This window comes from Streptococcus salivarius, assembly GCF_002094975.1.
In the GTDB taxonomy this organism is placed as follows: Bacteria; Bacillota; Bacilli; order Lactobacillales; family Streptococcaceae; genus Streptococcus; species Streptococcus salivarius_D.
In genome coordinates, this window is the sequence record NZ_CP015283.1 from 1045057 (window position 1) to 1065478 (window position 20422).

Annotated in this window: 19 protein-coding genes; 15 read left to right on the forward strand and 4 right to left on the reverse strand. The window is 37.8% G+C overall.

Annotation, left to right across the window (positions count from 1 at the left end; translation table 11 throughout):
- Positions 1 to 33 precede the first annotated feature (33 nt).
- The 15 genes from dnaG (at position 34) to radC (ending at position 17411) form a co-directional block, all read left to right on the forward strand.
- Positions 34 to 1845 carry a DNA primase gene (dnaG, locus tag V471_RS05390; protein ID WP_084871187.1) on the forward strand — a complete coding sequence of 604 codons (1812 nt, stop codon included), beginning with the start codon at positions 34 to 36 and terminating at the stop codon, positions 1843 to 1845.
- A 3-nt stretch (positions 1846 to 1848) separates the two neighbouring features.
- Positions 1849 to 2958, forward strand: a complete 1110-nt coding sequence (rpoD, locus tag V471_RS05395) for an RNA polymerase sigma factor RpoD (RefSeq protein WP_002884252.1) — start codon at positions 1849 to 1851, stop codon at positions 2956 to 2958.
- 53 nt (positions 2959 to 3011) lie between these two features.
- Positions 3012 to 3347, forward strand: a complete 336-nt coding sequence (locus V471_RS05400; protein WP_002886809.1) for a metal-sulfur cluster assembly factor — start codon at positions 3012 to 3014, stop codon at positions 3345 to 3347.
- Between the two features lie 10 nt (positions 3348 to 3357).
- Positions 3358 to 4284, forward strand: coding sequence for a glycosyltransferase family 2 protein (locus V471_RS05405; protein ID WP_070847588.1), 927 nt, complete (start codon positions 3358 to 3360; stop codon positions 4282 to 4284).
- Positions 4285 to 4345: 61 nt separating this feature from the next.
- A complete protein-coding gene (gene rfbD, locus V471_RS05410; protein WP_070847591.1) occupies positions 4346 to 5197 on the forward strand; it encodes a dTDP-4-dehydrorhamnose reductase in 852 nt (283 codons plus the stop codon).
- A gap of 176 nt (positions 5198 to 5373) precedes the next feature.
- The gene (gene cps2T / locus V471_RS05415; RefSeq protein ID WP_045772217.1) at positions 5374 to 6522 is read left to right on the forward strand and encodes a beta 1-4 rhamnosyltransferase Cps2T; all 1149 of its coding nucleotides are present in this window, start codon (positions 5374 to 5376) and stop codon (positions 6520 to 6522) included.
- The gene (locus V471_RS05420) at positions 6519 to 7475 is read left to right on the forward strand and encodes a glycosyltransferase family 2 protein (protein WP_045772218.1); all 957 of its coding nucleotides are present in this window, start codon (positions 6519 to 6521) and stop codon (positions 7473 to 7475) included. Before cps2T ends, V471_RS05420 begins: the two co-directional genes overlap by 4 nt.
- Complete coding sequence (locus V471_RS05425) at positions 7459 to 8268, forward strand: ABC transporter permease (RefSeq protein ID WP_014634840.1); 810 nt, start codon at positions 7459 to 7461, stop codon at positions 8266 to 8268. Before V471_RS05420 ends, V471_RS05425 begins: the two co-directional genes overlap by 17 nt.
- Positions 8268 to 9473: an ABC transporter ATP-binding protein gene (locus tag V471_RS05430; protein WP_070847594.1), complete on the forward strand. Its 1206-nt coding sequence runs from the start codon at positions 8268 to 8270 to the stop codon at positions 9471 to 9473. Before V471_RS05425 ends, V471_RS05430 begins: the two co-directional genes overlap by 1 nt.
- 20 nt (positions 9474 to 9493) lie before the next feature.
- Positions 9494 to 10528, forward strand: a complete 1035-nt coding sequence (locus V471_RS05435; RefSeq protein WP_045768505.1) for a glycosyltransferase family 2 protein — start codon at positions 9494 to 9496, stop codon at positions 10526 to 10528.
- A complete protein-coding gene (locus V471_RS05440) occupies positions 10525 to 12306 on the forward strand; it encodes a rhamnan synthesis F family protein (RefSeq protein ID WP_084871188.1) in 1782 nt (593 codons plus the stop codon). The genes V471_RS05435 and V471_RS05440 overlap by 4 nt, the downstream gene beginning before the upstream one ends.
- Positions 12303 to 13229: a glycosyltransferase gene (locus V471_RS05445; protein WP_045768507.1), complete on the forward strand. Its 927-nt coding sequence runs from the start codon at positions 12303 to 12305 to the stop codon at positions 13227 to 13229. Before V471_RS05440 ends, V471_RS05445 begins: the two co-directional genes overlap by 4 nt.
- Positions 13230 to 13239: 10 nt before the next feature.
- Positions 13240 to 14667, forward strand: a complete 1428-nt coding sequence (locus V471_RS05450; protein WP_225901268.1) for a DUF2142 domain-containing protein — start codon at positions 13240 to 13242, stop codon at positions 14665 to 14667.
- A 17-nt stretch (positions 14668 to 14684) separates the two neighbouring features.
- Positions 14685 to 16679: a DUF7657 domain-containing protein gene (locus V471_RS05455; RefSeq protein WP_232326842.1), complete on the forward strand. Its 1995-nt coding sequence runs from the start codon at positions 14685 to 14687 to the stop codon at positions 16677 to 16679.
- Positions 16680 to 16724: 45 nt separating this feature from the next.
- Positions 16725 to 17411 carry a RadC family protein gene (gene radC, locus V471_RS05460; protein ID WP_045768510.1) on the forward strand — a complete coding sequence of 229 codons (687 nt, stop codon included), beginning with the start codon at positions 16725 to 16727 and terminating at the stop codon, positions 17409 to 17411.
- Between the two features lie 57 nt (positions 17412 to 17468).
- Here radC and V471_RS05465 read toward each other — a convergent pair whose 3' ends face one another.
- From V471_RS05465 to V471_RS05480, 4 genes are all read right to left on the reverse strand, one after another.
- Complete coding sequence (locus V471_RS05465; protein WP_013990214.1) at positions 17469 to 18164, reverse strand: gamma-glutamyl-gamma-aminobutyrate hydrolase family protein; 696 nt, start codon at positions 18162 to 18164, stop codon at positions 17469 to 17471.
- On the reverse strand, positions 18157 to 18816 hold the full coding sequence (locus V471_RS05470; RefSeq protein WP_045768511.1) for a redox-sensing transcriptional repressor Rex: 660 nt from the start codon (positions 18814 to 18816) through the stop codon (positions 18157 to 18159). Before V471_RS05470 ends, V471_RS05465 begins: the two co-directional genes overlap by 8 nt.
- Positions 18817 to 18958: 142 nt before the next feature.
- Positions 18959 to 19306 carry a DUF1831 domain-containing protein gene (locus tag V471_RS05475; RefSeq protein ID WP_002884733.1) on the reverse strand — a complete coding sequence of 116 codons (348 nt, stop codon included), beginning with the start codon at positions 19304 to 19306 and terminating at the stop codon, positions 18959 to 18961.
- Complete coding sequence (locus V471_RS05480; protein WP_045772223.1) at positions 19296 to 20420, reverse strand: cysteine desulfurase family protein; 1125 nt, start codon at positions 20418 to 20420, stop codon at positions 19296 to 19298. The genes V471_RS05475 and V471_RS05480 overlap by 11 nt, the downstream gene beginning before the upstream one ends.
- Positions 20421 to 20422 lie beyond the last annotated feature (2 nt).

Here is a 20422-nt window from a genome sequence, read left to right on the forward strand (position 1 = left end):
TAATGCAATTATGGTAAGATAGGGGGCAGTTAGATGGTAATTGATAAAGTTTTAATAGAAGATATTAAGAGCAGTACCAATATCGTCGACGTGATTGGTGAAGTTGTCAGTCTTAATCGCGCAGGTCGAAATTACCTCGGTCTCTGCCCTTTCCATAAGGAGAAAACCCCCTCATTTAATGTTATCGAGGATAGGCAGTTTTATCATTGTTTTGGTTGTGGAAAGTCTGGGGATGTCTTTAAATTTTTAGAGGAATACCGTCAGATTTCTTTCCAAGAAAGTGTCAAGGTTCTGGCAGACCGCTTAGGTATTGCGGTTACGATAGATGCACCAAGACAGGCTCAGCAGCAGAATTCTCCTAATCAAGCCTTCTATGATCTTCATGAGGATGCGCTTAAGTTTTATCACGCAGTTCTGATGACGACTAAGATAGGAGAAGCAGCGCGTGCCTACCTCTATGAGCGTGGTATGACTGACGATTTACTTAAGACCTTCCAGATTGGTCTAGCCCCTGACGAACCAGATTATCTCTATCAGTCTGTATCAAAAAAATATGACGAAGAGGTACTGACAGAATCAGGTCTTTTTAATCTTTCTGAAAGTAATCGTCTTTTCGATACTTTTAAAAATCGAATCATGTTTCCGCTTAAGAATGAGTTTGGAAAGACTATCGGTTTTTCAGGACGTGTTTGGAACAAGGACGATATTGAAAAAGGACAAGCCAAGTACAAAAATACGAGGGCTACCCGCATTTTCAATAAGTCTTACGAACTCTACCACCTCGATCAGGCTAAGCCGGTGATTCAGAAGACCCATGAGGTCTATCTGATGGAGGGATTCATGGATGTCATTGCCGCTTATAGGGCTGGGCATGTTAATGCTGTGGCTTCTATGGGGACGGCGTTGACTCCTGAACATGTCAATCGTCTGCGTAAACTCACCAAGAAAATTGTTCTGACCTATGATGGTGATAAGGCTGGGCAAAATGCGATTGCCAAGTCTCTTGAGCTTTTATCGGATTTTCAAGTTGATATTGTTAAAATTCCAGACAATATGGACCCTGATGAATATCTACAGAAAACATCCGAAGAGGCTTTGGGGAAACTTTTGGTCGAGTCCCGCATTTCAGATGTGGAATTTTGGATAGGACAGCTCAAGCCCGCTAATGTAGACAATCTTCAAGCAGAGATTGCCTATGTTGAGCAGATTGCTAAGATTATTGCCAAGTCACCTTCTGTGACAGCACAAAATTCCTACATTTCTAAGGTAGCTGACCTTTTGCCAGACTTTGATTTTTTCCAAGTCGAGCAAGCGGTCAATAACGAACGGTTGACCATGAGGAATCAGCAGACGGCTCAATTATCGGCTGCTAGTAATAGTGCTTATGAGTCTTCAGCGTCAGGACTCAGAGGAACGGTCAAACTACCTTCTACACCTAAGATTACAGGTCTTCGTCGGGCGGAAAATCAACTCTTCCATCGTATGCTTAATCATCCTATGATTTTGAATGACTATCGCATGAGAGAGGAGTTTTTCTTCCAAACACCTGAGTTAGAGGAGCTTTATCATATTCTGAAACAAGATGGTCAGATTGATACCGTAGCTTTGTCTCTACTTTCTCAAGAGATGCAAACAGCCTATTATCAGGTTTTAGAGGAGATTTTACCACCTGAAACTAGTCTTGAAGAAGTTCAGGCTATCGAAGAGCGTAGAAATCATTTTTTGAGGGAACAGGACTTTCGTAAGCAAAGTAAACAAATAAGAGAATCAAGTAACCACGGTGATGTGGATGCAGCGGTGGAAGCCCTGCAGATGCTCATCGCCCAAAAACGAGATATGGAGTAACACATGGCAAAGAAAAAACAAAATACAGCATTTAACGTTCAAGTCGCTGATTTCATTCGTAACCACAAAAAAGCTGGTACAGCAATTGATGATGAAGTCACAGAAAAACTAGTTATCCCATTTGTTCTGGATGCTGATGGGATTGATGACCTTTTGGAACGTTTGACAGACGGTGGTATCTCTATCACTGATAAGGACGGAAATCCTTCATCTAAATATGTTGTTGAAGCCCCAAAACCAGAAGAGTTGACAGACGAGGAGCTTCTTGGTTCAAACTCAGCTAAGGTCAATGACCCTGTTCGTATGTACCTCAAAGAGATTGGGGTAGTGCCTCTCTTGAGTAACGAAGAAGAAAAAGAGTTGGCTATCGCTGTTGAAAATGGTGACTTGGAAGCTAAACAACGTTTGGCAGAAGCTAACCTTCGTTTGGTAGTGTCAATCGCAAAACGTTATGTGGGACGTGGTATGCAGTTCTTGGACTTGATTCAAGAAGGTAACATGGGGCTTATGAAAGCCGTTGATAAATTTGACTACTCTAAAGGGTTCAAATTCTCAACTTATGCGACATGGTGGATCCGTCAAGCAATTACTCGTGCCATCGCAGACCAAGCACGTACCATCCGTATCCCAGTTCACATGGTTGAAACTATTAATAAATTGGTGCGTGAGCAACGTAACCTCTTGCAAGAGTTGGGACAAGACCCAACACCTGAGCAAATCGCTGAACGTATGGATATGACTCCAGATAAGGTTCGTGAAATCCTTAAGATTGCTCAAGAGCCAGTTTCTCTTGAAACACCTATCGGTGAAGAAGATGATAGCCATTTAGGTGACTTTATCGAGGATGAAGTTATTGAAAATCCAGTAGATTACACAACTCGTGTGGTTCTTCGTGAACAATTGGATGAAGTGCTTGATACTCTTACAGACCGTGAAGAGAATGTTCTTCGTCTCCGTTTCGGTCTTGACGATGGGAAGATGCGTACTTTGGAAGATGTTGGTAAAGTCTTCAACGTCACTCGCGAACGTATTCGTCAGATTGAAGCTAAAGCCCTTCGTAAATTGCGCCACCCAAGCCGTAGTAAACAACTTAAAGACTTTATTGAAGACTAAGATAGTAAATGGAAGGGGCCTGATTATTAGGCCCTGATTTTGGAGGGAAAGCTATGTCTGAAGTAAAATACACTGAAGCAGAAATTGAAAAAATCAAAGACCGTATCTTGGAAGCCTTAGAAATGGTCATTGATCCAGAGTTGGGAATTGATATTGTCAACCTTGGCCTCATTTACGATATCCGTTTCCAGCAAGATGGTTATACTGAAATCGATATGACCTTGACGACTATGGGATGCCCCTTGGCAGACCTTTTGACAGACCAAATTTATGATGCTATGAAAGAAGTGCCAGAAGTCACTAAGACTGAGGTTAAGTTGGTCTGGACACCAGCTTGGACTGTTGAAAAGATGAGTCGTTATGCCCGTATCGCACTAGGTATTCGTTAGGAGAAATCTTATGAAAACACTGGCTATCGTTGTTCCTTGTTATAACGAGGAAGAGACTATTCATCCTTTTTTAGAGGCTTGTCAGGCAGTTGAGCGACAAATGGCCAACCAGTTGGCTTTCAACTATTACTTTGTCAATGACGGTTCAAAAGATCGCACCTTAGAAGTTCTTAGACAGGTTTCAAAGCAATTTGAAAATGTTCACTATCTCTCTTTCTCGCGTAATTTTGGGAAGGAAGCAGGTTTACTTGCAGGACTTGAAGCAGCCCAAGGTGACTACGTCACAGTTATGGATGCCGATCTTCAAGATCCCCCTGAACTGCTCATCGAGATGTATGCCAAAATCCAAGAAGGTTACGACGTTGTCGGGACAAGACGTGCAGACCGTAAGGGTGAGCCACCTATTCGTTCACTCTTTGCTAAGGCCTTCTATTGGTTGATTAATAAAGTTTCTGATACTGAAATGGTGGATGGGGCACGTGATTTCCGCTTGATGACTCGTCAAGTCGTTGATGCCATTCTTGAGCTCAAGGAAGTCAATCGCTTTTCAAAAGGCCTCTTTTCTTGGGTCGGCTTTGACGTGGCCTACGTCTCTTATGAAAATCGTGAACGTGTGGCGGGAGAGACTTCATGGTCTTTCTGGAGCCTATTGAGTTACTCACTTGATGGCTTTATCAACTTCTCAGAAGTACCCTTGAAGCTTGCCACATGGGCAGGGACCTTCTCATTCTTGATTTCTTTGGTTGGAATTATTTTCGTCATCATCAGAAAGTTGACCATTGGTGGAAGCGTAGCTGGTTGGGCGAGCCTTGTCTCTATTATCCTCTTTATAGGGGGGATTCAGCTCTTAGCGCTTGGAATCATCGGTCACTACATTTCCAAGATTTTTTTAGAAACCAAGAAACGACCAGTGTATGTTATTAAAGAAAAAGGGTGAAATTTCACCCTTTTTTTGTTAGAATTAAAGTGCTATTAATGAAAATTACAAGGAGAAAAATATGATTCTAGTAACAGGTGCAAATGGCCAACTCGGAACTGAGCTTCGTCATCTTCTTGACGAACGTAACGAAGAGTATGTAGCAGTAGATGTGGCAGAAATGGACATCACTGATGCTGCCAAAGTAGATGAAGTATTTGCAGAAGTAAAACCAACCTTGGTTTATCACTGTGCTGCTTACACAGCTGTTGATTCTGCTGAAGATGAAGGTAAAGAGCTTGACTATGCTATCAACGTGACAGGTACTGAAAATGTTGCTAAGGCTGCTGAAAAACATAGTGCAACATTGGTTTATATTTCAACGGACTACGTTTTTGATGGTAAAAAACCAGTCGGTCAAGAGTGGGAAGTTGATGATAAACCAGATCCACAGACAGAGTATGGCCGTACAAAACGCATGGGTGAAGAGTTAGTCGAAAAACATGTGTCAAACTACTATATTATCCGTACTGCATGGGTCTTCGGTAACTATGGTAAGAACTTTGTCTTCACTATGCAAAACCTTGCTAAGACTCACAAGACACTTACAGTTGTTAATGACCAACACGGTCGTCCAACTTGGACACGTACTTTGGCAGAGTTTATGACTTATTTGGCTGAAAATCGTAAGGAATATGGTTACTATCACTTGTCAAATGATGCAGCAGAAGATACAACTTGGTATGACTTTGCGGTTGAAATCCTCAAAGATACTGATGTTGAAGTGAAACCTGTTGATTCAAGCCAATTCCCAGCTAAAGCTAAACGCCCACTTAACTCAACAATGAGTTTGGATAAGGCTAAGGCTACAGGATTTGTCATTCCAACATGGCAAGATGCTTTGAAAGAGTTCTACAAACAAGAAGTGAAATAAGAACTAAAATATAGAAGATGGTTTCGTACCATCTCAGAATGAAGACAAACATCGTTTTTGATGTTTGTCTTCATTCTGAAGGGATCTCTAGAGGTCCCTTTTTCTGTTTGCATTAGGCAAAAGCCTTGTAAAATGGTATAATTGACTAGATTATAGACTTGTTAGAAAGGGGATTTATGCAACACGTATTCATTATCGGAAGTCGTGGACTTCCAGCAAAATACGGTGGTTTTGAGACATTTGTAGATCAATTAGTCTCCAACCAAGTTTCATCCCAAATTAAATACCATGTTGCCTGCCTTTCTGATAAAAAGGCATATGAGCATTTCGAATATAAAGGTGTAGATTGTTTCACGATTAAGGCGCCTAAATTAGGACCGGCTCGCGTTATTGCCTATGATATGATGGCTATTAATTACGCTTTGAAGATAATACATGAGGAAATTATAGAAGAACCGATTTTCTATGTTCTAGGAAATACTATAGGTGCTTTTGTGGCTCCCTTTGCTACTAAGATTCATAAAATTGGTGGTAAATTCTACATTAATCCAGATGGCTTGGAGTGGAAACGAGCTAAGTGGCCCAAGCCAGTACAAGCTTATCTAAAGTACTCTGAGAAAGTAATGACAAGACATGCTGACTTAGTTATCTCGGATAATCCAGGAATTGAAACCTATATTCAAGGAGCCTATCCGTGGTCTAAGACAACTTACATTGCTTATGGAACTGATTTATCTCTGACAACACTGACTCATCAGGATGCCAAAGTTAGAGATATTTACAAGATGTGGAATACTTACGAGAAAAACTATTATTTGATTCTTGGTCGTTTTGTTCCAGAAAATAACTATGAAACGGCCATTCGTGAGTTTATGAGTTCCTCAACAAAACGTGATTTAATTATTATTTGTAATCATGAGGGCAATGCTTATTTCGAGGAATTGCGTTCCAAGACACAGTTTGATAAGGATCCACGTGTGAAGTTTGTTGGAACAGTTTATGATCAAAATCTATTAAAATATATTCGCAAAGAAGCTTTTGCTTATATTCATGGTCATGAAGTTGGAGGAACCAACCCTGGCTTACTGGAAGCTATGGCACAAACTGATTTGAATTTAGTATTAGGCGTCTCATTTAACCGGTCAGTAGCTCAAGATACAGCTCGTTATTGGAAAAAAGATGAAGGCAATCTGTCGCATTTGATTGATCAAGTAGATGGCGTTTTAGATTACTCTGAACTAGGTAAGTTAGCTAAGGAGAACATGAAACAGAACTTTACTTGGAAAAAAATTGTAGGTAAGTACGAGGAGCTATTTTTATCATGAAAGTAAATATCTTACTGTCAACCTACAATGGTGAGCAGTATTTAGCAGAACAAGTGAAGAGTATCCAAGAGCAAACCTATCAGGAGTGGGAACTTCTCATACGTGACGATGGTTCATCTGATGGAACAGTCGAACTTATTAAACAACTGGCTAAACGAGATCCACGTATTCACTTTATTAATGAGAATCATATCGAGAATGTTGGTGTGATCAAAAGTTTCCATGCCCTACTTAAGCATGGGGAGGCAGACCTTTACTGTTTCAGTGACCAAGATGATTTTTGGCTTCCTGAAAAAATCTCACTCCAAGTGGCAGAGGCCAAAAAGTATTCTCAGGATAAACCTTTACTCATATACACTGATTTAAAGGTAGTGGATGAAAATTTGTCTGTCCTCCATGAGAGTATGATTCGTACTCAGTCTGACCATGCGAATACTGAGTTGATTCAAGAGTTGACTGAAAATACAGTTACTGGTGGCGTTGCCATGATTAACCATGCTTTAGCAGAACTATGGACTGGTGAGGAAAAGCATGACTTACTGATGCATGACTGGTATCTAGGTTTGCTAGCTTCTGCCTTTGGTAACTTAGTCTATATTGATGAGCCAACTGAGCTCTATCGTCAACATAGCAGTAATGTCCTTGGAGCTCGAACTTTGCGAAAGCGGATGAAAAATTGGGTTAGACCCCATATCCTTTTTGCCAAATATTGGAGTCTTATCAAAGCTAGCCAAGACCAGGCTAGAAATTTGCTGGAACTCCCGTTAAGTTCACAGAATAAGGAAATCATTGAAAACTTTGTAACAATTATGGATGCTCCATTTAGAGAACGTTTAGCACGTATACGAAAATACGGTTATCGAAAAAATAGAGCATTTCACACAACTGTGTTTACGACATTGATTCTTACAAAGTTTGCATATAGAGGAGAAAAAGATGTTAGACTTTTTTAGTCAGAAAAATCGTATTTTGTTACGAGAAATGGTTAAAACCGATTTTAAATTGCGCTACCAAGGTAGTTTAATCGGTCATTTGTGGTCTATTTTGAAACCACTTATGCTCTTTACAATTATGTACTTGGTATTTGTTCGCTTCTTACGTTTTGATGACGGAACACCGCATTACGCCATTGGCCTCTTAATCGGTATGGTTACATGGAGTTTCTTTTCAGAAGCGACGAGTATGGGGATGATGTCAATTGTATCAAGGGGTGACTTGTTACGAAAATTGAATTTTTCAAAAGAAATTATTGTTATTTCATCAGTTGTTGGAGCTTCAATTAACTATGTGATTAACCTTCTTGTTGTCTTTGTTTTTGCCTTGGTAAATGGTGTTAATTTCTCATTAGGATGGTTGACAGTTATTCCATTGTTTGCTGAACTCTTTCTTTTTTCAGCTGGTATTGCCTTTGTCTTAGCAACGCTCTTTGTTAAGTACCGTGATATTGGTCCGATTTGGGAAGTAGTTATGCAAGCTGGTATGTATGCGACACCTATTATCTATTCGTTGACATTTATTTTGCAACGTGGACAAGTTAAGATTGCAAAACTGATGATGTTGAATCCTTTAGCACAAATTATTCAGGACTTGCGACATTTTATTGTCTTCTCAGGTAGCTTACGTGGTTGGGATTTAATTGGTCATAAGGCTATTGCTATCATTCCGTATTTCCTACCACTTGTTATCTTTGCTATTGGTTACTACATTTTCCATCATCAAGCTAAAAAATTTGCGGAGATTCTCTAATGACAGAAAAGAAAATTGCAGTTAAAGTGGACCATGTAAGTAAGTTTTTCAAATTACCGGTTGAGTCTACTCAAAGTCTTAGAACTGCCTTAGTAAATAGATTTAAAGGGATCAAAGGCTATAAAGAACAACATGTCCTGAAAGACATTGACTTCGAAGTTGAGGAAGGTGATTTCTTCGGAATCGTGGGACGAAATGGTTCAGGGAAATCAACATTATTGAAGATTATTTCTCAAATTTATGTTCCTGAACAAGGGACGGTTACCGTAAATGGCAAAATGGTTTCATTTATTGAACTTGGTGTCGGTTTCAACCCTGAATTAACTGGACGTGAGAATGTTTATATGAACGGAGCCATGCTTGGCTTTACGACGGCAGAAGTTGATGCCATGTATGATGAGATTGTTGAGTTCGCAGAGCTTGAAGATTTTATGAACCAAAAACTCAAGAACTACTCGTCTGGTATGCAGGTCCGTTTGGCTTTCTCTGTGGCTATCAAGGCACAGGGTGATGTTCTTATTCTTGACGAGGTTCTTGCAGTAGGTGATGAAGCCTTCCAACGTAAGTGTAATGACTACTTTATGGAACGTAAGAAATCAGGGAAAACAACAATTCTTGTAACCCATGATATGGGGGCTGTTAAGAAGTACTGTAACAAGGCTATTTTGATTGAGGATGGGTACATTAAAGCCAAAGGCGAACCTAGAGACGTTGCCAATCAATATAGTTTTGACAATACAGAACAAGTAATCACTTCAGAACAATCTGGAATTGAAAGAAGTGGTTCGCTTGTGGAAAATCTGAAGTTATCACTATTGTCTTCTAAGAGAGCGACACCAAATGAACCAATTTCATTTGATTTGACGTATACTCTGCTAGAAGATGTGCCTACTTATATTGCTATCTCATTTACAGATATTGATCGTAATATTTGGATTTATAATGATAATACGATGGACAATTTAACAAGTGGCAAGGGTGATGTTAAAGTAAACTATCAGTGTTCACTAGCAGGGCTAAACGATATTAAGTTAAAACTCGAAATTACTGTAAGGGATGCGAATAACCAAGTTCTAGCCTTTCTTCCGGCTGATGAGATTCCAGTTATTGTTCTAAATAGGAATGATATTGATGATGATGATGAGTCAGCTAAAGATTCTGCAACTGGTATTATTCAAAGAAATGGGAAGTGGAGTTTTTCTTAAGAGAAAAAAGGGAAGTTTGAATGAAAGTATCGATTATTTGTACCAATTATAATAAGGGGGATTGGGTACGAGAAGCTATGGATAGCTTTCTCAATCAGAAAACAAATTTTGATTTCGAGATTATTATCATTGATGATGCTTCAACAGATCATTCGTATGAGATTATTCAAGAGTATCAAAATAAGTTTCCTGAAAAAGTTAGAACTTTTCGTAATGAAGTGAATCTTGGCATTGCTAGAACTTGGAAAAAAGTTTGCCAAGAAGCTAAGGGCCAATACATCGCGAGATGTGATAGTGATGATTTTTGGACGGACCCATTAAAACTTCAAAAGCAGGTTGATTTGCTAGATGCTTCAACAGATTCACTATGGTCAAATACCGAATTTGACATGGTAGATCTAGACGGAAATATTTTCCAAAAAGATGCCTTTGCTAATAAGGCACTTCCTTTGATTGATTCTTACGAAGAGATGCTTGTCATGAAAGGAATGACAATGGCTTCAACCTGGTTGGTTGATACCGCTCTTATGCAAGATGTATCTGCTCAAATTAGTGATACTGCCACAGATGATACATTTGAGTTACAACTTGAATTATTCAAACGCACTAAAATTTCTTTTTTGAGTGATTCCACTACTGTATATCGTATGAATTTAGGATCTGATTCAAAACCTATGACATTGGAGACTGCCGAAAGGCGGTTCACAGGTATCTTAGATTCTCAAATTAAATATCTCAACAAGTATCCAGATCAGGATATTCAAAGAATTTCACACTTGGCTCTTGTTAAGGATCGTGATTTGGATATCTTAGTTTTTAAAAAAGACCGTCAGATAGAAGATTTAGATTTAAGACTGAATCAGGTGTCACGAATTTCTCATGACCAAAATGAGTATATTGAAGTCTTGAAGAAAGAAAATCAAGATTTTCAAAGTGAGTTGAATCGTATACAGAGTTTATATGATGACTTACAAATCCAATATAACAGTGTTGTTACTTCGAGAAGATGGACAATACCAACTAAAATTATTAATTTCTTTAGGAGAAGTAAATGAAACGTCTATTGCTTTATGTTCATTTCAATAAATATGATCATATTAGTCGACATGTATTTTATCAGCTTGAACATATGAGACCATTGTTTGATAAATTGATTTTTATTTCAAATAGTCGTCTTAGTGAAAGTGAAGTACAAAAGCTTCGTGATAAACACTTGATTGATGATTTTATCCAACGTGAGAATAAAGGCTACGATTTTGCTGCTTGGCATGATGGTATGGAATTTGTTGGATTTGATAACTTGAAACAGTATGATTCTGTCACTGTTATGAATGATACCTGTTTTGGTCCGCTATGGGATATGGCACCAATCTATGATAAATATGAATCAAATCCAAATGTAGATTTTTGGGGTATGACTAATCATCAAGGAATCAAGGCTGGTGATATTTATATTCATGAACATTTGCAATCTTACTTTATTTCATTTAAAAAACGTTTAGTTGAATCTAGTGTTTTCCAAAAGTTCTGGAAATCAGTTGAGAGTTTCGAAGATGTTCAAAAGGTAATCGATAATTATGAAACTCTTTATACCAAGAAGTTTATGGATGCTGGATTTAAGTATGAATCGATTCTTAATACGATTCCACTAAATGATAAGTTTTTCCATAGTAATTTTACAATTCATTATCCTCATGTTTTGCTTGATGCAGGGGTTCCATTTATTAAGGTTAAGACATTTGATTTAACCCAGCACCTTGCACCTTATTTGCTTAAGGAAATTGAGAATAGAACGGACTATCCGGTAGAATTCATTTTGTCACACATGTCGGATATGAGTTTACCGACTCCGCCTTATTTACTTGATCGCAAAGTCATTGAGGAAAGCTCACAGACATATTCAGACACTAAAAAAATTGCTGTACATCTTCACGCCTACTATATCGACTTACTCGAAGACTTTTTGAAGCAATTTGAGAATTTTCACTTTACTTATGACCTCTTCTTAACAACGGATTCAGAAGAGAAGAAGGAAGAGATCCAGTCTATCCTTGATAAGAATGGAAAAGTAGCTCGAATCTTTATTACTGGGAATCGTGGACGTGATGTTATTCCAATGCTTAAGTTGAAAGATGAACTTTCTGCTTATGATTATATTGGACATTTCCATACGAAAAAATCACCAGAATACCCTTATTGGGTTGGAGATTCATGGCGAAATGAACTTTTCTCAATGTTAATTCAACCTGCTGATAACATTATTGCAAATCTAGAACGTGATGATAGGTTAGGGCTTGTAATTGCTGATATTCCAACTTTCTTCCGTTATACTAAAATTGTGGATCCTTGGAATGAGAATCGTTTTGCCGAAGGAATGAATGATTTATGGGAGCGTATGAATCTTGGTCGAGAAATTGACTTTGATAAGATGAATACTTTTATCATGAGTTATGGAACATTTATTTGGTTCAAGTATGATGCTTTGAAACCATTATTTGACCTTGATTTGCAAGATGAAGAAATCCCAGCAGAACCAATTCCACAACATACCATTTTGCATTCAATTGAGCGTATTCTAGTTTACCTTGCATGGGCAAGACGTTATGATTATGCGATTGCAAAAAACGATATCTATATTACGCCTTTTGTAGATAATGTTGTGTTAAATATCCGACCTGATACTTTACCAAATACCTATATTAATTTTGATAATATCGGTGGTATAAAAGGTGCTCTCAAATATATTATTGTAGGTCCAGGAACTGCTGTGAAGTATATTTTGAGAAGAATAAAGAGAAAATTTAAATCTAACAATATGAAGGAGAAATTATGACAGAAAAAATTGCGGTGCTTTTACCAGCTTATAATGAAGAAGTGACTATCCAAAAGGTTATTGCTGATTTTCAGAAAGCACTTCCAAATGCGGATATTTATGTTTATGATAATAACTCTAAAGATAAAACTAATGAATTAGCAAGAGAAGCCGGTGCTATTGTGCGTTTTGAACCTAGACAGGGTAAGGGAAATGTAGTTCGATCTATGTTCCGTGAAATTGATGCTGATTACTATATTATGGTTGATGCTGATGATACTTATCCTGCAGATGAGGTAGAAAAACTTTTAGAGCCGTTACGTTCAGGAATGGCTGATATGACCATTGGTGATAGGTTGTCAAATGGTACTTATGCTGAAGAGAATAAACGAGGTTTTCATGGTTTCGGTAATAATTTAGTCAGACTTCTAGTGAATAAATTATATAAGGGTAATTATCAAGATATTATGACTGGTTACCGTGGCTTTAATCGACTTTTTGTTAAGACCTTTCCAGTTCTTTCGCCTGGATTTGAAATTGAGACAGAGCTTTCTATTCACTCATTAGATAAACGTTTTAAATTGGTTGAGGTTCCGATTACCTATCAAGATAGACCAGAAGGTAGTGAATCTAAGTTGAATACTTTTTCAGATGGTTTTAAAGTTTTGAAAATGATTTTTAACCTTTTTAAAGATTATAAACCTCTATTGTTCTTTAGCTTAGTTAGTCTTGTATTATTCATTTTAGGTCTATGTGTAGGGATTCCTGTAGTAACTGAATTTGCTAAAACAGGATTAATTGATAAGATGCCATCAGCTATTTTAGCAACGGGGTTGATGATTCTTGCCGCTTTATCTTTTATTGCTGGTTTTATTCTAGATACACTAGTAAGACAAAATAGAATGCAGTATGAGTTGAAAATCTATGACTTTTATAAGGACTGATAAATCTATTATGGAAACAATAAAAGATAATTTTTTGAGTAGAAAAGGTTATAGTAATGTTGTGCTCACAATCATTCTGATGGTTACTCTACTTACGGGATTAGTGTCGATTACTTTGAGAAGCCCTATGGTGGGATTAGATGAAATGGGGCATTACGCAAGGAGTATTGAACTTTCAAATGGTAATTTACTTAGTTTACAGGATGGAAATCCTGCACTTGCTGGAGGAAAAATTTCAAATACACAATATGAATTTATAGAAAAAGCTAAGCAAGTTCAATCGGGTAATTCTACTAAGTATAAAGCGACGGATAAAGATTGGTATCATAAATTTTCTTCACTTCCTTATACTAATCAGAAAAGGTTTTATGTGAATACAAATACTGTTCCCTATACACCTTTTTCTTACTTACCATATGTTTTTACAGCTTATTTGTCAAAAATTATTGGAATAAAGCCTGTTACAGAATATTTGTTAATGAGACTTATTGGTTTCTTAACCTATTTTCTTTTGTTTATATTAGCTATTAAAATTACACCAGTTGGGAAGTTTACTTTAGCATTTATTTCTACTATTCCGACTGTAATAGTTAGTTGGACGAATATTTCTGCCGATGGTTATATGGTTGCAATCTCAGCTTTATTCTTTGCTGTAATATTGAGAGTGGTTTATTCTTTAAAGCAAGGAAAAAACATTACTTTGAATGATGTACTAGCTGTCTCAATTGTAACGGTATTATTATCAATGGGGAAAATTCCAATATTCCTATATTTATTTTTGCTATTACCGCTTGCATTTTTACTGAGAAAAAGATCAAATTTTGAACATAAGGCATATTTTTATTTATTATTTCTTTTTGGTCTTAGTTTTTTGGTAACTGTATGGTGGGTATTGATTGTTAAGAACATTAATACAGGTGCCTATTTTGGTAGAAATGTAGATACGTTCAAGCAGTTGAGTTTTATCTTATCAGATATCCCAAGTTTTTTAACCTTACTTGCTCGTACATTATTGGGCTATAATTTTTTTGTATATACCATTGGATATACGAATGATTTAGCTGTTTATGCAATTCCAAAGTTGTTTACATACTTAAGTGCTACAGCACTGGTGTTATCAGTATTTACTAAATACAATAGTCAAAACTATCTAAAAGCACCAAGAAATATTTATTTTAAGTTGTTTGAGATTTCAAAATATTTAATCTCTTTTGCTTTTATTGTTTCGGTATTTATCATACTTTACTTACAGTTCTCGGAAATTGGTAGTCATACCATTGATGGAGTTCAAGAACGATATTTTATCCCGATTTACTTCATTTTATTAAGCATAATTCCTAAACGAAAAATATCATCTGGATTGTACCTGACTATAATTTCGTTATTGGCAATTTTACCAGCGATTTCTTACTGGTTAATTCTTTTTAATCAACTCTAGAAATGGAAAATAATTTTATGGAAAAAGTTCGTAGTTTTGGGATATCTTTTATTAAGTGGCGTTACGTAATTGCCCTCTTTGCTCTTTTTTGTTCAGTAAGTTTAAATCTTAATGGTAGTTCAATTGCTAATTGGAATAACTTTGGTGTTAGAGAAACCGTTTCAGGTGTCCAGTCTGAAACAAAGACGGTTGATGATTATCAAGGTTTTCAAAAATTAAAGTTATGGGTTCCATCGCTAGATCGTACGGATGATACTATTATAGGTAGTCCTAGACCAATCAGATCTGATGAATGGTTAGTTCAAACACCTTTTTACTTATCTCAGGTAAAAACAGGAAATCATTTTACAAATCAATCCTATCAAGTTTCAGGTCAGAATATGATGATGGCTTATAACGTTTCATCCTGGCACATTTCAACGATAGGGAAACCATTTAACTGGGGATTTCTTTTCTTAGGAGCGTCTAGAGGGTTATCTTGGTATTGGAGTTTTAAAATTATAGCAATGCTACTATTAGCTTATGAATTTGCTATGATTTTAACCTCTAAGCGTAAGCTATTATCAGCTGTATCAAGTTTTTGGATAACTTTCACACCAACAGTACAATGGTGGTTTATGCAACATCTTGGCGATGTGGTATTCTTTTCATTATTGATAATGGTGTCTATATATCATTATTTTAACTCTGAAAAGAAAGTGTTCAAAATATTAATGGCAATAAATTTGATAGTTGCTCTTATTGGGTTCCCGTTAATTATATATCCAGCATTCCAAGTCCCCTTTGCTTATATTATTCTATTATTTACAGTAATACAGTTTTTCAAGGCATTAAGAAATAAAAAAGTTAAACTATTTGACGTGATTGTTATTGAATTAACTTTATTTGTTTCGCTTATGATAGATGCAATAACTATTTATCAAAGTTGGGATGCAATATCAGCAACTCTTCATACAGTATACCCAGGAAAAAGAATTTCCGTTGGTGGGGAATATACTTGGAAAAATTTAAGTGATTTCTTATATAATATTGTTCTGCCATTTAAGGCACCTCAAGTGAGTAACCAAGTTGAACTATCAAGTTCATTTAATTTCTTGCTTTATATACTTCTGATCTTGCCTTTTGTTATTAAGAGGAAAGATATAAATAAAAATATCTTTGGGATTGTCTTAGTAGTTTATTCACTAATGCTGATGCTTTATAGTATAGTTGGTATACCAACGGTACTATCTAAATTGACTTTGTTTAGCTATGTACCATTTTCGAGGTCGTGGCAATCGATGTCAGTAATTGCAGTTTTTGCTTCGATATGGTTTATATCCTTTATATGGGATAAATTAGAGAGAGTAAATTTAACTAAAATTTTACCATCTTTATTCACTGTCACGATACTTTACTTATACAGAGGACTAACAGATGATATCTATAAGAATTATTTAGGAAGGTTTACATCTGTTATTTTAATTGTGATTATGTTAATTGCTTTTATTTGTATTCTTTATAGAAAAAAACGAGTATTCTATCCTATTATGTTAGCCATTATAATTGTGGGTGGATTGACTATTAATCCGGTTACACATGGCATAGGTGCTATTGAAAATAAATTACTATCTCATGAAGTTGAAAGCATTGTAGGAAAAAATCCTAATGCGATTTGGATGTCTGATTCTACAAATCTCTATCACTTTGTTCAAATGTTTGGTGCTAAAAGTATAGATGGTGTTAGATTTTATCCCGATAGACAACTTATGACTAAAATTGATAAGCAAAATCAATATGAAGATGTATGGAATAGATATGCACACTTAAAATATTCATTAACGAACGAGAACACATCTATGACTACACCAGTTCCCGATAATGTAAATATTAACTTAAATATAAATGAGTTAAAAGACTTAAATGTAAAATATATTTTGACAACTAGAGACTTAAATAAAGAATTTGGTTCGTCATTTACAGAGATTTATCAGGATAATGATAATAATAGAATCTTTGAATATTTGAATTAACTTCCCCCTCCCACTTACGAATAGGTAAGTAGGAGGTTTTTTCTTATGTATAGTATTGTATCTGAGGAGGCGGGGCTTTTGCCTCGTGAGCGACTCTTACAGAAGGGAGCAGAGGTTTTATCGGACCAGGAGCTGTTGGCGATAGTGCTGCGGACAGGGACCAAGTCTGAGTCGGTCTTATCTATGGCTAATCGTATTTTGAAAGGGATGACGAGTTTGGCGGATTTGTCTCGTTTGTCTTTGAATGAGCTTCAGAAGATTCCTGGTATTGGGCGTGTGAAGTCTATTGAGCTGAAGGCTATGGTGGAGTTGGCTAAGCGGATTGAGAAGGCCGAGTTGGCTCGTTCCGAGCAGATTATGTCCAGTCAGCAAGTAGCCCGTCGTATGATGTTGGATATTGGGGACAAGCCTCAGGAGCATCTGGTGGCTATCTACTTGGATACGCAGAATCGTGTTATTCAGCAGAAGACGGTCTTTATTGGTGGTGTTCGTCGTTCGATTGCTGAGCCACGTGAGATTTTGCATTATGCTTGTCATCTGATGGCAACGTCCCTGATTGTGGTTCACAATCATCCATCGGGTGAGGCCTATCCGAGTCGAAATGATATTGATTTTACGCAAAAGATTAAGCGGTCTTGCGATGATTTGGGGATTTGTCTGCTTGATCATCTGATTGTTGGCAAATCGACCTATTATTCTTTTCGTGAGGAGAGGGAGGATTTTGAGCTTTAGATTGAGGCGATGTGATAAAGACAAGAGAAAAGCAACTGAGTGCAGTCTCAGTTGCTTTTAAAGTTCGTTAACAACGTATTGAAAGAGTTTGAGGTCTTCTTCACGTTTGTCTAGGAGAAGCTCTGGGTGCCACTGGACACCAAGGAAGCGAAGGTCTGGTGTATTTGACTCAACGGCTTCGACAGTGTTGTCCTCAGGATCACGCGCAATGACACGGAGGTCAGAGGCCAAGTGTTTAATACTTTGATGGTGGAAGGAGTTGATAGAGGTTTCACGTCCGTAAATTTCTGCCAACTTACTGTCCTCTTCAACAATCATCTCATGGTAGAGGTAATCAGAAGGCTTGTCCTGCCAGTGATTCTCGATGTCTTGGTGGAGACTACCACCTAGTGCGACGTTCATGAGTTGAGTTCCACGACAGATTGAAAAAATGGGTTTCTTTTGCTTAGTGGCTTCTTCGATAAGTGCCATTTCAAAGATATCACGTTCGAGGAAGAAGTCATCTTCACTGGCATGGTTCTTTTCGTTGTAGAATTTAGGGTCAACGTTTTGCCCACCGATAAGGATGAGCTTGTCAATCATGGAGATATAGGTCTTGGCTTCCGATGGATCGGATACGGGTAGTAGGATTGCTAGGCCACCGGCTCTTTGAACTCCTTCTACAAAGCCAGATGGGGCATAGGACCAGTTGATGTCTTCATGGGCTGGATTAGGCCTTACATTGGCTGTGATTCCGATAATTGGTTTAGTCATTGTTCCTCCTTGATTTTTCTTCTTCTTTCATGAAATAGAGTAGGGTTTGTAATTCGCTAGTCAGGTCTACGTATTGGACCACCACGTGGCGTGGAAGATTGAGGTTGACTGGAGAGAAGCAGAGGATGCCTTTAATTCCAGCATCAACCAAAAGATCAGCCACCTCCTGAGCCTTAACTGATGGCACTGTCAGGATGGCTGTTTTGATATCTTCTTGAGCAATCTTGTCCTTAATTTGGGAAATCCCATAGATAGGAATATTGTCCTCAGTTTGAGTTCCAACCAGTTCGTTATCGTCTGTATCAAAAGCCATGACCAGCTGCATGCGGTTACGCTCTTGAAAACGGTAGTGGAGGAGGGCACGCCCGACATTCCCAACACCTACGAGAAGTACCTTGGTAGTCGCATTGTCATTAAGGAGTTCAGCGAAAAATGTCATTAGTTTGTTCACGTCATAACCAAAGCCACGACGACCTAGCTCACCAAAGTAGGAGAAGTCTCGACGAACAGTGGCAGGGTCAATCCCAATCGCTTCAGCAATTTGTTTAGAGCTTGCTTTCTCGATATTTTCACGATGGAATCGCTTGAAAATACGATAGTAGAGAGAGAGACGTTTGGCAGTGGCGTTTGGGATGTTTTTCTCAAATGTCATTGATCGCTTTCCTTTCTTCAATTAGTATGATTCTCTTATATTTTAAGAAAAGTTTGTGAAGATTGCAACAAAATAGTGTAGAAGAGGCGATATAAAAAACCTATCACAAGGATAGGCTATTTCTATGTAGTAAGAAAGAAGTTTAGACTTCTTCTTGTTCGAAAACGTTACGGTCAACCAAACTCTGCATCAAGAAATAGAATTTCTCTTGCAAGATGTGATGATCTTCATTTTTAAAGATATTAACGTTACGAAGACCAGATTTATCTGTAATTGACAATTTGAAACCAGTCAAGTCTTTGTTAATAGTGATTTTAAGTGGGAAACCTTCGCCTGAGTTAGGCACTTTTTCGAGAAGGCGGTGCAACTCGTAGTTTCCAATTTTATTTTGCACAAAAGTCGTATCACGTAGGGTGAATTTTTTGACATTAGGACTGATGGTGTAACGGTATTTACAGTCAGTCAAATGAATGCTTTTTTCAAATGCCATGTTGGTCTCCTATGATTTGATTAAGTTTTTCTGCTAGGGCTTGGAGTTCTTCAGCAGTATTTTCCTCTGATAAACTAATGCGGATAGCTGTTTTTAGCTTGTCAGAATCCTTGCCATAGAGGGCCTGGATGACGTGGCTAGGGTCAACAGTTCCAGCAGTACAAGCAGAACCCGTTGAGACGGCAAAGCCAGCTAGGTCTAACAAGGTTAAGAGAGGGCCATTTTCCTTACCAGGAAAACTGATGTTGATGACGTGAGGTAGACTAGATCCTCCACCATTAATTTCATAAGGAACGGTAAGGGTATCTAGAAAGGCCTGACGAATCTTTTCAACATGCTGGTAATTGGCTTGGTAATTCTCGCTAGCATTCTTATAAGCAGCGGTCATACCTGCAATACCGACCAGATTTTCAGTACTGGCACGACGTTTTTCCTCTTGCTCACCACCATGGAGAAGGTTGTCAAAATGCAAATCGTTATGATAGAGCAGGCCGACACCTTTAGGTCCATGGAATTTATGGGCACTAATAGAGAGAAAATCGGCTCCAAGTTCCTCTGGATGAATAGGAAGTTTTCCTGCTACCTGAACGGCATCGACGTGGAAGGCAGCTGGGTGATTGGCAAGCAAGTCACCAATTTCTTTGATAGGAAGCAATTGGCCGGTCTCGTTATTGGCATACATAACAGAAACTAGAATAGTATCGTCACGTAAGGCCTCAGCGATTTGTTGGGCAGTAATGACTTGATTTTCTGGTTGAATATAGGTTACTTCAAAACCAAAACGCTCTTCCAAGTAGGTCATGGTGTGAAGGACAGAGTGGTGTTCAATAGCAGTTGTAATCAGGTGCTTACCTTTAGCTTGATTGGCTAGGGCGTAACCTTTGATAGCTGTATTGTTTCCTTCGGTCCCCCCAGAAGTGAAAATGAGCTTACGAGCAGGGACTTCAAATTGTTTGGCCATTTCTTCACGGGCTTCACGAAGTTCCTTGGAAGCTTGACGACCATAAGCATGGAGGCTGGATGGATTTCCAAAGGTTTCAGTCATGACATGTGTCATAGCTGAAATAGCAGCAGTATTTAAAGGAGTTGTTGCTGCATTGTCCAAATAAACCATAG